At 66.7% G+C, this 14,728-nt stretch carries 12 protein-coding genes; 7 read left to right on the top strand and 5 right to left on the bottom strand.

Annotation, left to right across the window (positions count from 1 at the left end):
* Positions 1-2: 2 nt before the first annotated feature.
* Positions 3-803 carry an ABC transporter ATP-binding protein gene (locus NU1_RS25345; protein ID WP_084521786.1) on the top strand — a complete coding sequence of 267 codons (801 nt, stop codon included), beginning with the start codon at positions 3-5 and terminating at the stop codon, positions 801-803.
* On the top strand, positions 800-3,295 hold the full coding sequence (locus NU1_RS25340; RefSeq protein ID WP_067524931.1) for an ABC transporter permease: 2,496 nt from the start codon (positions 800-802) through the stop codon (positions 3,293-3,295). The genes NU1_RS25345 and NU1_RS25340 overlap by 4 nt, the downstream gene beginning before the upstream one ends.
* Positions 3,296-3,368: 73 nt before the next feature.
* Here NU1_RS25340 and NU1_RS25335 read toward each other — a convergent pair whose 3' ends face one another.
* The gene (locus tag NU1_RS25335; protein ID WP_067524928.1) at positions 3,369-3,920 is read right to left on the bottom strand and encodes a Uma2 family endonuclease; all 552 of its coding nucleotides are present in this window, start codon (positions 3,918-3,920) and stop codon (positions 3,369-3,371) included.
* 186 nt (positions 3,921-4,106) lie between these two features.
* On the opposite strand from NU1_RS25335, the gene gatB reads away from it, so the two are divergent.
* Both gatB and NU1_RS25325 read left to right on the top strand, forming a co-directional pair.
* Positions 4,107-5,621 (top strand): Asp-tRNA(Asn)/Glu-tRNA(Gln) amidotransferase subunit GatB, encoded by a 1,515-nt coding sequence (gatB, locus tag NU1_RS25330; protein ID WP_067525091.1) that lies wholly within the window; start codon positions 4,107-4,109, stop codon positions 5,619-5,621.
* A 165-nt stretch (positions 5,622-5,786) separates the two neighbouring features.
* Entirely contained in the window at positions 5,787-6,194 is a 408-nt protein-coding gene (locus NU1_RS25325) for a DUF3224 domain-containing protein (RefSeq protein WP_067524926.1), read from the top strand.
* A gap of 100 nt (positions 6,195-6,294) precedes the next feature.
* Here the strand turns inward: NU1_RS25325 and NU1_RS25320 are convergent, their stop codons facing one another.
* Positions 6,295-7,446, bottom strand: coding sequence for a PQQ-dependent sugar dehydrogenase (locus NU1_RS25320; protein ID WP_067525089.1), 1,152 nt, complete (start codon positions 7,444-7,446; stop codon positions 6,295-6,297).
* 145 nt (positions 7,447-7,591) lie between these two features.
* Between NU1_RS25320 and NU1_RS25315 the strand changes: the two genes are divergently transcribed.
* A complete protein-coding gene (locus NU1_RS25315; protein ID WP_067524924.1) occupies positions 7,592-8,602 on the top strand; it encodes a DoxX family protein in 1,011 nt (336 codons plus the stop codon).
* 100 nt (positions 8,603-8,702) lie between these two features.
* Here NU1_RS25315 and NU1_RS25310 read toward each other — a convergent pair whose 3' ends face one another.
* From NU1_RS25310 to NU1_RS40635, 3 genes are all read right to left on the bottom strand, one after another.
* Positions 8,703-9,002 (bottom strand): hypothetical protein, encoded by a 300-nt coding sequence (locus NU1_RS25310; RefSeq protein ID WP_067524923.1) that lies wholly within the window; start codon positions 9,000-9,002, stop codon positions 8,703-8,705.
* A gap of 16 nt (positions 9,003-9,018) precedes the next feature.
* On the bottom strand, positions 9,019-10,860 hold the full coding sequence (ilvD, locus tag NU1_RS25305) for a dihydroxy-acid dehydratase (RefSeq protein ID WP_067524919.1): 1,842 nt from the start codon (positions 10,858-10,860) through the stop codon (positions 9,019-9,021).
* 200 nt (positions 10,861-11,060) lie between these two features.
* Positions 11,061-11,795: a PH domain-containing protein gene (locus tag NU1_RS40635; RefSeq protein ID WP_169815135.1), complete on the bottom strand. Its 735-nt coding sequence runs from the start codon at positions 11,793-11,795 to the stop codon at positions 11,061-11,063.
* Positions 11,796-12,224: 429 nt separating this feature from the next.
* Here NU1_RS40635 and NU1_RS25295 point away from each other — a divergent pair, with 429 nt between their 5' ends.
* Entirely contained in the window at positions 12,225-14,174 is a 1,950-nt protein-coding gene (locus NU1_RS25295; RefSeq protein WP_067524915.1) for an acetolactate synthase large subunit, read from the top strand.
* Entirely contained in the window at positions 14,171-14,674 is a 504-nt protein-coding gene (gene ilvN / locus NU1_RS25290) for an acetolactate synthase small subunit (RefSeq protein ID WP_067524913.1), read from the top strand. The genes NU1_RS25295 and ilvN overlap by 4 nt, the downstream gene beginning before the upstream one ends.
* Positions 14,675-14,728: the final 54 nt, after the last annotated feature.

Here is a 14,728-nt window from a genome sequence, read left to right as displayed (position 1 = left end):
CCATGCTGGAACTGACCGACGTAACCAAGGAATACAAGGTGGGCGGCCAGGTGGTGCGCGCGCTCGACGGCGTCAGCCTGCGCATCGAACCGGGACAATTCACCGCCATTGTCGGGCCGTCCGGCTCCGGCAAGAGCACCCTGCTGCACCTGCTGGGGGCCTTGGATTCTCCCGGTACCGGGTCGATTCGTTTCCAGGGTGCGGAGATCGGTGGTCTCGACGACGACCGGCAGTCCGAATTCCGCAGGCATCGCGTCGGTTTCATCTTCCAGTTCTTCAACCTGCTGCCCACACTGTCGGCGTGGGAGAACGTCGCTATTCCGAAACTGCTGGACGGCACCGGATTACGTAAGGCGAAGCCGCGCGCACTGGAGCTGCTGGATCTGGTCGGACTCGCCGATCGCGCCGAGCACCGGCCGGCCGAACTGTCCGGCGGGCAGATGCAGCGCGTCGCGGTGGCGCGGGCGCTGATCATGGATCCGCCACTCATCCTGGCCGATGAGCCGACCGGCAACCTGGATTCCAAGACCGGGGCCTCGATTCTGGAGCTGCTCGGCGATATCACCCGGCAGGGGAACTCGGTGGTGATGGTGACCCACGATATGGGTGCGGTGCGGTACTGCGATCGGCTGGTCACCCTGCGGGACGGCAAGATCAGGTCCAATGAGCGCGTCGAGCACACCGATAATGGTGAGATCCGCACTATGCCGGTGGAACTGACCGAATCGATGACCGATAATGCCGCAGCTGACTCCGAAACCGCTGGGGCTGACTCCGAAACCGCCGGGGCGGTGCGTCCATGATTCGCGCGGCCTGGGATAGATTGCGGCTGTTCAATATCGGAGAACTGCTCGCCCATCGCGGTCGCACCACCATGGCGATGGTTGTCATGGGAGTCTCGGCGGGTCTGCTGGTCTCGGTATTCAGCATCTCCGGATCCATTACCGGATCGGTGGACAAGCTGACCGAGAGCCTCGGCGGAGATGCGGTATTGGAGGTCAGCGGCATCACCGATTCGGGATTCGAACAACAACTGCTGCAACAGGTTCGGGGCGTTCCGGGGGTGGAGGCCGCCGTGCCCATGCTGCGGCAGGGTGTCGGGGCCGATGACGACCGGGCGCTGCTGATCGGCGCGGACGCCAGCATCGCCCAGCTCGGCAGCACCCTCGACGGGGCGCTGAGCGATCAGGCGACCAAACTGATGACCGTGCCCAAGGGGGTACTGGTCGGCACGGGCATTGGTCGAGAGGCCGGCGAGAAGTTCCAGATCGGCACCAGCACCGTCACTGTCGCGGGCGTGATCGACGACCCCGCCGCTGCCGCGCTCAATGACGGACACCTCATCGTCGCCCTGCTTCCGGTGGCGCAGCAGATTACCGACCGGGTCGGCAGGCTCGACTCCATCCAGATTATCGCCGCTCCGAATACTGATGTGGGACAACTGCGTTCGTCCCTGTCCGAGGCGGTCGACGGCCGTGCGGTGGTCGCCGACCCGAGTCTGCGCACCGCGCAGGCGAGCGGCAGCGTGCAACTGGTGCGACTGTCGACGCTCGCGTCCTCGGCGGCGGCGCTCATCGTCTCGGCCTTCCTCATCTACAACGCCATGAGTATGGCGGTGGCACAACGCCGTCCGCAGCTGTCGCTGCTGCGTGCCATCGGCGGCCGCCGCACCCCCATGGTGCGCGATCTCATTGCCGAAGCGGCGCTGCTGGGCCTGCTCGGCGGCCTGATCGGCGCGCTGATCGGAATTGTGATGGGCAGCCAGGCCATCGATCGGCTGCCCGCGGCCATGCTGAACGCGGTGGAGGCGCGCACCGAATACATGGTGCCCGGCTATGCCATACCGGTTGCCGTGGCGGCCTGCGTGCTGGCCAGTGTCGGAGCCGCCGCGCTCGCCGCCCGTCAGGTGTACAAGGTTTCGCCGATCGAGGCGCTCGCACCGGTGGGCGTATCCACCTCCGATGTGGTCAATCCGGTGCTGCGCTGGGTCGCGGTGGTCGGCGGTATCGGCCTGATCGGGGCGTCGATCTACATCGCGAACGGCGATTTCGGGCGGCTATCCATGGCGTCGACCTCGCTGGCCATTACCGGAGCGGTATTCCTGTGCTTCGCCGCCACCGGACCGATCGTTCGAGCGACAGCCGTGGTGGCACGGCTATTCGGTGCGCCGGGCGCCCTCGGCGCCACCACCGTCGAGCGAGCGCCACGGCGGGTGTGGGCGACCGCCATGACGGTCATGATCGGCGTCACCGCCGTCGTGGCCATCGGCAATGCCACCCGCGATATGGCCGATTCGGCGGCCGAGACCTTCGAGGGCCTCGGTGTCACCGACGTATTCGTCAGCCCGACCGCCATGGCGCAATTCCCGACCGGGCCACTACTGCCCTCGGATTTGAAGGACAAGATCAGCGCGGTGCCGGGCGTCGCGGGTGCGGGCTCGGCGCAAATGGCCTTCACCACCCTCGGTGGCGGTCGGGTAATGCTGCAAGCCTTCGAGGACGGTGCCGGTCGGCAAGCCTCGACCGATTCACTGAGCTCGGATGTCTTGCGCCGCATGGCCGCCGGTGAAGGTGTGGTGATATCCCGTGATATCGCACGATCGCTCGGCGTGAGCGAGGGCTCCGAACTGGACCTGCCGACACCCAGCGGTGTGCACAAGGTCGAAGTGCTGCAGGTGGTTCCGTACTTCTCCGCAATCTCGGGGGTGGTGCAGATGGACCTGGAAATTCTGCGGCAGTGGTACCAGCGTCCCGGCGAAACCATTATCGGCGTCGATTTCCTGCCCGACGCCGACCCGGAACAGGTATTCGCCGCGATCCGCGCGGTCGTCCCACCGGAATTGCACGTGGACACCGGCCCGGGCGCCGTCGCCGAGATATCGGGCAGTGTGGAGCAGGGCACCTCGATCAGTACGTCGATCCTGTGGATCGTGGTGCTGGTCTCCACGGTCGCGCTGCTCAATACCCTCATGCTCTCGGTGCTGGAACGCCGCCGCGAACTCGGGGTACTGCGCGCCATGGGCACCAGCCGACGCTTCCTGCTCCGGACCGTGCTCGCCGAGGCCGCCGGTATCGGAGTGGTCGGCGCGGCAATCGGATTGGGGGTCGGCGCGGCCGTCCACTACCTGGCCACTATTGCCATGAGCCAGGTCGTATCGCTGGATATCACCTACCAGCCCAGCCCACTGCTGCTGGTCTACGCCATTGTCGCCCTGTTGCTGGCGCTGCTCGGCTCGATCCCACCGGCGCTGCGCGCCGCGCGGCTGCCCATCGTGGACGCCATCGCGGCCGACTGAAGTCCACGTGGTGTAAGAGGACCTACCGGCGAGACACTTCGCCGGTAGGCACCTCTCGTCAGTTCGGACCAGATCAGGCAGGATGCAGCAGGTCGTCGACCGCAAGATCGGTGTCGGCGTAGCGAATCGGGATCCGATCGCCTGCGCGGTACTCGGCACGCAGTCGATAGCCGCTCGCCGTCGGCTCCGTGTGTTCGTAGATGACGTCCTTCGTCACCACCCAGTACGCCGGATATCCGGCCCGGCCGTACAGCTTCGCCTTGACACCGAGGTCCTGCATTACGGTTTCGTCCGACACCTCGATGACCAGCAGCAGATCTCTCGGATCCCACACCGCCAGCCGCGAGCCGATCGACTCGGTCGGCTCGGCATCCCTTCGCCGTACCCAACAATCCGGGTCCGGTAGCGAGTCCCCGGTCGGCAGCGTCGAACTCGAAATCCGCACACCACGTCTCGGCAGCACAGCAGCGACGGTCATTACCGTCTCGCCGTGCCATGACCCGATTACCACCGGCCAGACCTCCCCCTCCACCAGCTCCACCCTGCGCTCGAAGACATCGGCATCCCAGGCCCGAACGAACTCGTCGCGGGACCAGTGGTAGCTCAACGTGGCTTCCTCGGTCATGCTCCAACCGTACCGCCGCGATTCGGGTCGCGGCCTGGTACGAGCCGTTTTCGGTGGTTCCCGCACACCTTTCGTTAGTTGTGGAGCCGCACCTTCGTGTCCGTGTCGATCGCCACGATCCCCGGGCACCGAGGCACGGCTGCCCTGGGGGACCGCGGGCATCGAGCCGTACATAGACTGATGGCCATGAGTGCAGCGACCGCGGACTTGATGGACTACGCCGATGTCATCGACCGGTACGAGCCGGTGCTGGGCATGGAGGTCCATGTCGAGCTGGGTACCGCGACCAAGATGTTCTGCGGTTGCCCCACCGAGTTCGGCGCCGAGCCGAATACCCAGGTGTGCCCGGTATGCCTCGGCCTGCCCGGGTCGCTGCCGGTGGTGAACGAGAAGGCCGTGGAGTCCGCCATCCGCATCGGGCTGGCGCTGAACTGCTCCATCACGCCGTGGGGGCGGTTCGCGCGGAAGAACTACTTCTACCCGGACCAGCCGAAGAACTACCAGATCAGCCAGTACGACGAGCCCATTGCCACCGAGGGGTTCCTCGATGTGGTGCTCGACGACGGGTCCGTCTTCCGCGTCGCCATCGAGCGCGCGCACATGGAGGAGGACACCGGTAAGTCGTCGCATGTCGGCGGTGCGACCGGACGTATTCACGGTGCCTCGCACTCGCTGCTGGATTACAACCGCGCCGGTGTGCCACTCATCGAGATCGTGACCAAGCCCATTACCGGGGCGGGGGAGCGGGCGCCCGAGGTGGCGCGCGCCTACGTGACCGCGCTGCGCGAGGTGCTCAAATCCCTCGACGTGTCGGACGTGAAGATGGAGCAGGGCTCGCTGCGCTGCGACGCCAATGTCTCGCTGATGCCCAAGGGCGCCACCGTATTCGGCACCCGCACCGAGACCAAGAATGTGAACTCGCTGCGCAGCGTCGAGGTGGCGGTGCGCTACGAGATGCGCCGCCAGGCCGCGGTGCTCGCCGGTGGCGGCGAAATCGTCCAGGAGACCCGCCACTTCCACGAGTCCGACGGCTCCACCTCCGCCGGTCGCGTCAAGGAGACTGCCGAGGACTACCGCTACTTCCCCGAGCCGGACCTCGAACCCATCGCGCCCGACGCGGCCTGGGTCGAACAGCTGCGCACCACCATTCCGGAGTACCCGTGGCTGCGCCGCGGCCGGATCAAGGCCGATTGGGGCCTGTCCGACGAGGTGTTCCGCGATCTGGTGAACGCGGATGCGCTGGACCTCATCATCGCCACCGTCGACGCCGGTGCCTCGGTCGACGCCGCCCGCTCCTGGTGGGTCGCCTATCTCACCGAGAAGGCCAAGGAGCGCGAGGTCGCCCTCGACGAACTGCCCATCACCCCGAAGCAGGTCGCCGAGGTGGCCGGGCTGGTCGAGGCCAAGACCATTAACAACAAGGTCGCCAAGCAGGTCGTCGACTTCGTCCTCGCAGGGGAGGGCGAACCCGCGCAGATCGTCGAGACCAAGGGCCTCGGCATGGTCAGCGACGACTCCGCCCTGCAGTCCGAGGTCGACAAGGCCCTGGCCGCGAATCCGGATATCGCCGAGAAGATCCGCTCCGGCAAGGTCCAGGCCGCGGGCAAGGTGGTCGGCGACGTCATGAAGGCCACCCGTGGCCAGGCCGACGCGGCGCGCGTTCGCGAACTGGTGCTCGCCGCGTGCGGGGTCGCCGGATAGTTCGGGCGGGATAGTTCGGCTTATCCCTCACCATTCCGGCAGGCTTTCGACCGGAATCCACACCTCAGCAGGAGTGGATCCCGGCCGAAATCACGCCGGGATGACGGGACTGTGCGCTTCCACGCTCAGTAGCAACCTGTCGGTGCCGGCCGTTAGCCTTCGGCCATGCGAGCTACCGGAACCTTCTCCGTCAAATCGTTCGTCCCTACCGAGCTGGTGCCCGACCCGGCTGTCCCGACCGCGCTGCCGGTGGGTGTGGCGACCATGGAGAAGGTCTTTGTCGGTGAGCTATCCGGCCGCGCCGCAACGGTTTTCACGTCCGCCTTCGACCAGGAGACCGGGGTCGGGAGCTATATCGCCATGGAGTCCTTCGAAGGTTCGGTGAACGGCCGACCCGGTGCTTTCAATTTCGTCCATGCCGCCAGCACCACCGGCACGGACCGCACCGCTGAATTCTTCACCATCGTGCCGGCCAGCGGCACCGACGAATTGGCCGGGATCACCGGCACCGGCGGCATTGCCGTAGACGCGGACGGTACCCACCGCATCTGGCTGGACTACGAACTCGGCTGATCGCCCGCCCGATGACGGTGCCGAATATCGAGAGTGCGGTGTCGCGCGTCGAAACGGCGGCCCCGCACGGGGTCGCGCCCGTGCGGCACGCGGTCGCCGACTAGTCCGGTCCGTTGCCCGGGCCGCCGGAGGGCGGCGGGATACGGACGACGCGGTCGTCGTACTCGTTGGGTTGGCCGCCGGTCTTATTGACGGTGGTGACCCAGATGGTGCCGTCACCGCCGAGGGCGGCGGCGTCGAGCTGGCCGTACTTGTCCTGGGACAGCAGTGTGGGCGCGGCGGTAATGGCGTGCGTGCCCTTGTCCGCCTCGGCGATTGCCAGGGCCTTCTGATTGGTGAGGGCGATGGCGACGCCGTCGGATGCGGCGACACAGCCCGCTACGCCGGGGTGATCGGGCCAGCTCCAGGCCTTGGTGGCGACGCCGTCGGGGCCCACACGCTGCAGACGGTCCTCGGTGGCGGTGCGGTCGGTGATCCAGATGCTCTCGGCGTGATCGGAGCACACGCCGCCCGCGACACCGATTCCGGCGAGCATGATTTCCGCGGCGGCACCGGGGGCGGGGGAGTTCACCGCCAGCAGCTTTCCGGCCAGCGATCCATTGTCGGCGGCGGCCGAGGGATTGCCCGCGTCGCCGGTGAGCACCACCATGCGGTTGGGTGTATGGAAGTCGATCGAGCCGCGATTGCCGTTGGCGCCCTTGGGGATTCCGGTGAGGATCGGTTTGGCCTCACCGCCGCCCTGGGTGGAGATGCGCACCACCCGATTGTCCGATCCGGTGGTGACGTAGGCGTAGAGCAGCCCGTCCTCGGAGAAGCTGGGCGAGAGTACGAGTGAGGTGAGACCGCCATCGCCGGTCGGATCCACATCCACCCGCGTGACTTCGATCGGATCGGGTGGCACGCCCTCGGAGGTGGCCTCCACCTTCAGAATGCGTCCGGTGGTGCGTTCGCCGACCAGTGCGCTCACCCCATCCGAGAGGGTGACCAGCCCGCCGGTGGTATCCAGGCACGACACCACCACCGCCGGATCCGGATCCACACACGGCAGATCGGGCCGCGCCCGCTCGGACGGCGACTCCTGCGGTTGGGAAGTCTTCAGATCGGCATCCTGCCAGTCCGGTTCGGGCGTGAACGGGCTCGACGCGGAATCGTCGAAGCGGGCACATCCGGCCAGTAGCGTCACCCCGACCACCAGACCGACCGCGACCTTCCCCGCGCAGACCCTGACTCGGCCTCCGGCAACCAACTTCATGTTGAGAACGTTACGGAAAACCCGCCGCGCCCGCTCGGACGGGGTGGGCACAGCGGGATTTTCCGACAGGTCCGTGTGAATATCGAACCGGACACGCCAGTCGACTGCCGCGCGTAGGCGGCTCGGGCGGCTTACCCTGACCCGCGTGACTGACAAGCCGAACGATCCAACCGCTGCGGCGGGGTCTGGTGAACCCGCGTCCGCGCCGAGGTCGGGCGAGCCGGTGCGCAGCCCCTTCGACAGTCCGACCGAGCAGATTTCCACGCCCGGCGCGGACTTCACCAAGGAAATTCCGCGCACCGACGAGGAATTGGGGCTCGACCTCGACGTGCCGACGCGCGCCGAGGTGCAGGGCGGTGGCCCGGCGCAGGGGCCCGGCGGCGGTGCCGCACCGGGCTTCGGCGCTGCCGCCCAAGGTGTCGGCGGCGCGCAGGATGTCGGCGGCGCGCAGGGGATCGGTGGCGTGCAGGATGGTGGCGCGGCCCAAGGTATCGGCAGCGATGCCACGACAGATCCGGCCTTGGATACCGAGGGCATCTCCCCGTCCTATGCGTTCGCGAGCATTCCGCCCGCGCCCACCGCGCCCGGCGATACCGGTCGGCTGCGTCGCCGAGACGACCGTCGCGGCACGCTCGACCTCGGATTGCTCCTGCTGCGCCTGGTGGTCGGCGGTACCTTCATCTACCACGGGCTGCAGAAGCTGACCGGTTGGTTCCACGGCCCGGGTCTCGAGGGCACCCGCGATATGTTGGAGAACGGCGGCTGGAGCCAGGCCGATATCGGCGCGGCCTTCCTCATTGTCAGCGAACTCGGCGGCGGCATCCTGATCGTCCTCGGCCTCGCCACCCCCCTCGCGGCGGGCGCGGTCCTGGCGACCATCATCAGCGCCTGGTTCTGGAAGCAGGGCATGGTCCCGGGCTTCCAGTACAAGGCCGGAGACAGTGCCGTCGAATTGGAATCCATTCTCGCCGGTGCGGCCGCGGCCATTATTCTCACCGGTCCGGGACGCCTCTCCCTCGACCGCAACCGCGGCTGGGCCACCAGGCCTTTCCTCGGGTCCCTGGCCGCCCTGGTGGCGGCCGTGGCCGCCGCCATCGGCACCTGGCTCTGGCTGCACGGCGGCAACCCCCTCACCGGGGTCGGCCCCTTCAACTGACCGCACAGCACGGAAGACGCCGCGCGGAAAACCACAACGGCCGAGACGATCACATCGCGGTTCGCGACAGATCGCCTCGGCCGTTGCGCATTACGGTCCCTCACCACTCGGTGTCGGTGAACCTCCGCCATTCATCGAAGTTCTCCCGATGCAGGCGCTGTACCTCCTGGGATTTGGCATTGACCTGGGCATCCAGGGCATCGCGCTGCGCCCGGATCCCCGCGGCCTCATCGGCGGGTGCGGAATATTCGGCCCCGAAGAGCTCCCGCGTTTCCGCGGCGAGCGCTTCGGCCTCCGCCAGAATTTCACGCGCTTGCGTATTCCGGACATCACAGCGGTCGAGCATGGCCGAGTATTCGACAAGCATCGCATCGACCTTGCCGGTGTATTCGATTGTCACGCTTACCCCTAGAGAGTTACGGCACCCGCCGGACGGCGCCCTTATCGGCGGACGTCGCGAGCGCGGCGTATGCCCGCAGGGCTGTGGTGACGGGACGGTCGCGGTTGGCGGGCTGCCACGGCCGTTCGGACGCTTCCATTTTCGCGCGCCGATCGGCCAATACACCATCGGAAACCAAAAGTTCAAGTGCTCGGGTGTGCACATCGATGCGAATTCGGTCACCCGTCTCGATCAGACCGATCGTTCCGCCGCTCGCCGCCTCCGGGGAAACGTGTCCGATGGACAGACCGGAGGTACCGCCCGAGAACCGGCCGTCGGTGATGAGCGCACAGACCTTGCCCAGACCAACACCCTTCAGGAATGACGTGGGGTGCAACATTTCCTGCATGCCGGGACCGCCCGAGGGACCCTCGTAGCGGACCACGACCACATCACCCGGCACGATCTTCTTGCCGAGAATGAGCGAGACCGCCTCCTCCTGGGATTCGACCACCACGGCCGGACCCTCGAAGGTGAACAGATCCTCATCGATACCCGCGGTCTTCAGGATGGCGCCATCGGGAGCGATATTGCCGCGCAGCACGCACAGTCCACCCTCGACCGTGTAGGCGTGCTCGACCGAGCGAATGCAGCCTCCAGCCTGATCGGTATCCAGGGAGGACCAGCGGTTCTCGGTGGAGAACGGCACGGTGGTGCGCACGCCACCCGGCGCGGCGTGGAACAGTTCGATGGCCGTCTCGGAAGCCTTGCCGGAGCGGATATCCCACTCGTCGAGCCACTGGTCGAAGGACGCGGTGTGCACGGTGGTGACATCGGTTTCGAGCAGTCCGCCACGGCGCAGCTCACCGAGGATGGCGGGAATGCCACCGGCCCGGTGCACATCCTCCATGTGGTAGTCGGAGTTCGGCGACACCTTGGACAGGCACGGCACCCGACGCGAGATCTCGTCGATGGTCTGCAGATCGAAGTCGATCTCACCCTCCTGCGCGGCGGCGAGGGTGTGCAGCACGGTATTGGTGGACCCGCCCATGGCGACATCGAGGGCCATGGCATTGCGGAAGGCCTTCGCATTGGCCACATTTCGCGGCAGTACGGAGGCGTCGTCGGTGCGGTACCAGCGGTTGGCGATATCCACGATGACCCGACCGGCGTTCTGGAACAGCGCCCGGCGGGCGGCATGGGTGGCCAGCGTCGAGCCATTGCCCGGCAGCGCCAGACCCAGCGCCTCGGTGAGGCAGTTCATGGAATTGGCGGTGAACATGCCGGAACAGGAACCACAGGTCGGGCAGGCGGAACGCTCGACCTCGTCCAGGCCCTCATCGGTGACGGTGGAGGAGGCGCTCGCCGAGATGGCGGTGATGAGGTCGGTGGGGGCCTGCGCCACACCGTCGACCACGACGGCCTTACCGGCCTCCATCGGTCCACCGGAGACGAAGACGGCCGGGATATTCAGCCGCATGGCGGCATTGAGCATGCCGGGAGTGATCTTGTCGCAGTTGGAGATACACACCAGCGCGTCGGCGGTGTGGGCATTCGCCATGTACTCCACGGAATCGGCGATGATCTCGCGCGACGGCAGCGAGTACAGCATGCCGCCGTGTCCCATGGCGATACCGTCGTCCACGGCAATGGTGTGGAACTCGCGGGCGACGCCGCCCGCCTCGCGAATCGCCTCGGCCACGATCTCGCCGACGTCCTTCAGGTGCACGTGACCGGGTACGAACTGGGTGTAGGAGTTCGCGATGGCGATGATCGGCTTACCGAAGTCGGAGTCGGTGAGACCGGTGGCGCGCCAGAGGGAACGAGCGCCCGCGGCATTGCGGCCGACGGTGGTGGTGCGTGAGCGAAGCGGTGGCATGGATAGGTCCTCGGGGTCTCGTCGCGGGGGGCTGTTAGCGACTGCGCCGAATCGCTTCGGCGGCCATCACACGTTACTCCGCCGTTATGTGGCGTCCGCACAGACCGCAGAACTGCGCACCCTTTGTACGAATACGCACCCGCTCCAAGTGCTGGAACGGGTGCGTGGGTGTGCATCCGGTGCGCGAGGTCCGCTCGCCGCTACCGCTCGCTGTCGGCCTGGGCCGGTTCGTCCGTGGACTCGGCCTGCTCGGTGTTCTCGGTGTCTGCGGTCTTCTCGGCGTCCGTGGTGTTCTCCGAGTCCGGGGCGTCCGCGTCCTCCGGTTCGACGAACGGATCCGGAATCCGCCCGCCCGACGCCTCCACCAGATCGGCCAGCCGGTCGTAGCCGACCGCGGGCAATGTCACCTTGGCGTCATCGGTGAGATGCAGTCGCAGATACCCGCGCTTGGGGATCTCGAGCCCCTTGACCTGCGCCCAATCGATATGCCGCTGTCCGAATACGCTGCGCAGGTCGAGTCCCGCATTCGACACCTTGGTCCGGGTGCGCTCCACCCACACCGCCAGCGCGATCGGAACAATGAACAGCACCCAGAGCACCTGCGGCCAGCCCGCGAACGGGAAGATCGCGCCGAGCAGCACCACGAATACCGCGAGGTGTGCGAGCCGCGAGACGGCGATCACGCGCTCACCCGGATCGTCGAGGCGGCCCCGCGAGGCGTGCACGAACTGTCGGATACGTCCGAAATCAACGCCGGGCAGCGCGATTTCGCTCCCATCGGTCAGCGTCGCGCGCACACCGCCGAATCCCGGAATGCGGACGCCGGAGATCTCCGACCACGGCACGCGGCGGGTGCGCACCAGCCCGCGCACCTCCAGTCCGTTATCGCTGACCACGGTCTTCAGTCTGGTCAGCCACAGCGGCCAGGTGATCACGAGCGGCACGATGAGGATGGCGAACAGCCATAGCCAATCACTGCGGAACTGAACGCTCGGGTAGACACCCGTCTCCGATCCGTCAGCGGACGTATGGGACGATCGACCTGGTGGCACGGACTGATGCGGTGATGACACACCCCCATCCTCGCATTGTGGTGATTGAACCCGAACAACCGCTCTGTCTCACATAATGAGACACCATTGGTCAGAAGTTTGACTCAACGACTTGCGCGCACATACCGTCGAGCGCGTGAATCGAATCGAGCGACTCGTAATCGGCCGGCGCGTCCAGCGCTGAGCCGACGATGTAGCTCCTTTACGTCAGCTCGCAGCTGCGACGCGCCACCCTCGAACAGCCATTGGCTGTCGGGGGCTTTTTTGTGTTCAGGCAAGTGTGGGAACGACAAGCAGTAAGGAACCAAGACGGTGAGCGCACCTACCGCCCGGCCCGGGCCCTCGGCCCGCAGGCCCGCGCCCTCGGCCACTCAGCCGACCGCGGCTCCGGCCGCCCCGAATCGCCGACAGGTCCCGCCCGAGCGGGTCACCGGCGCGCAGTCGGTCGTCCGATCGCTCGAGGAGCTCGGCGCGGACACGGTATTCGGTATTCCGGGCGGTGCGATCCTTCCTGTCTACGATCCACTGTTCGACTCCACCAAGGTCCGCCACGTGCTGGTCCGGCACGAGCAAGGCGCGGGTCACGCCGCGACCGGCTACGCCCAGGCAACCGGCAAGGTGGGTGTGTGTATGGCCACATCCGGTCCGGGTGCGACCAACCTGGTGACGCCTATCGCGGACGCCCAGATGGACTCGGTGCCCCTGGTGGCCATCACCGGTCAGGTCGGCCGTGCGCTGATCGGTACCGACGCCTTCCAAGAAGCCGATATCTCCGGCATCACCATGCCGATCACCAAGCACAACTTCCTGATCACCGACGGTATCGATATCCCGCGCATCCTCGCCGAGGCCTTCCACCTGGCCTCCAGCGGCCGCCCGGGCGCCGTCCTGGTCGATATCCCGAAGGATGTGCTGCAGGCGCAGACCACCTTCAGCTGGCCGCCGGAGATGCGGCTGCCCGGCTACCGTCCGGTTACCAAGCCGCACGGTAAGCAGGTGCGCGAGGCCGCGCGGATGATCATGGAAGCCAAGGCTCCCGTGCTCTACGTCGGCGGCGGCGTCATCAAGGCCGACGCCTCGCCCGAGCTCCTCGAACTGGCCGAGCTGACCGGTATTCCGGTGGTCACCACCCTGATGGCGCGCGGCGCGTTCCCCGACTCGCACACCCTGAATATGGGTATGCCGGGTATGCACGGCACCGTCGGCGCGGTCGCGGCGCTGCAGCGCTCCGATCTGCTGATCACCCTGGGCGCGCGCTTCGACGACCGGGTCACCGGCCAGCTGGATTCCTTCGCGCCCAACGCCAAGATCATCCACGCCGATATCGACCCGGCGGAGATCGGCAAGAACCGGCACGCGGACGTCCCGATCGTGGGCGACTGCCGCGAGGTCATCACCGAACTCATCGAAACCCTCAAGGCCGATCCGGCCTCCGGTTCTGCTCCGCTGGTGGAGATCTCGGAGTGGTGGAAGTACCTCGACGGCGTGCGCAAGTCGTACCCGCTGGGCTGGAAGACCCCCAGCGACGGTTCGCTGTCGCCGGAATTCGTCATCGAGAAGCTGGGCCAGATGGCCGGACCCGACGCCATCTACTGCGCGGGCGTCGGCCAGCACCAGATGTGGGCCGCCCAGTTCATCAAGTACGAGAAGCCGCGCACCTGGCTGAACTCCGGTGGCCTCGGCACCATGGGCTACGCCGTGCCCGCCGCCATGGGCGCGAAAATGGGCGCACCGGACCGCGAGGTCTGGGCGGTCGACGGTGACGGCTGCTTCCAGATGACCAATCAGGAACTCGCCACCTGCGCCGTCGAGGGCGTGCCGATCAAGGTCGCGCTGATCAACAACGGCAACCTGGGCATGGTCCGCCAGTGGCAGACCCTGTTCTACGAGAAGCGCTACTCGAACACCGATCTGGGCACCCACACCCTGCGCATCCCCGACTTCGTGAAGCTGGCGGAAGCGCTCGGCTGCTACGGCATTCGCGTGGAGAAGGAAGAGGATGTGGAGGCCGCCATCCGCGAGGCGCAGTCGATCAACGACCGCCCCGTGGTGATCGATTTCATCGTCGGCAAGGACGCGCAGGTGTGGCCGATGGTCGCCGCCGGCACCTCCAATGACGAGATCATGGCCGCGCGCGGAATCCGCCCGCTGTTCGACGATGACGAGTCGGTGGAGGAACCGGCCGTCATCCACGAGGCCATGCTGCACGAGAAGGCCACGCTCAACGCGCACGAGCGCGCCCAGAAGGGGACCGAGGAATGAGCACCACCCATACCCTCTCCGTGCTGGTGGAGGATAAGCCCGGTGTGCTCGCGCGCGTCGCGAGCCTGTTCTCCCGCCGCGGCTTCAATATCGAGTCGCTCGCCGTCGGCAGTACCGAGATTCCCGAGATCTCGCGCATGACAATCGTCGTGACGGTCGACGACCTGCCGCTCGAGCAGGTCACCAAGCAGCTCAACAAGCTGGTCAATGTCATCAAGATTGTCGAGCAGGACGCGGATTCCTCCGTCGCCCGCGAACTGATCCTGGTGAAGGTGCGCGCCGACGCCAGCGTCCGCACCCAGGTGATCGAGGCCGTGAACCTGTTCCGCGCCAAGGTGATCGACGTCTCGCCCGACGCGCTGACCATCGAGGCCACCGGCACGCGGTCCAAGCTGGACGCGCTGCTGCGCATGATGGAGCCGTACGGCATCCGGGAAATCGTGCAGTCCGGAGTGGTCGCCGTCGGTCGTGGACCCAAGTCCATTACCGCGACTCGCTAGTAGTCCACCGCCGCGACTCGCTGGTAACCGGCGGTCGCGGCGGCTGAAACCCCG

The sequence above is a fragment of the Nocardia uniformis NBRC 13702 genome, assembly GCF_001613345.1.
Lineage (GTDB): Bacteria > Actinomycetota > Actinomycetes > Mycobacteriales > Mycobacteriaceae > Nocardia > Nocardia uniformis.
The sequence above is the reverse complement of the archived record's forward strand: the minus strand, read 5'-3'. Positions and strand labels throughout refer to the sequence as shown.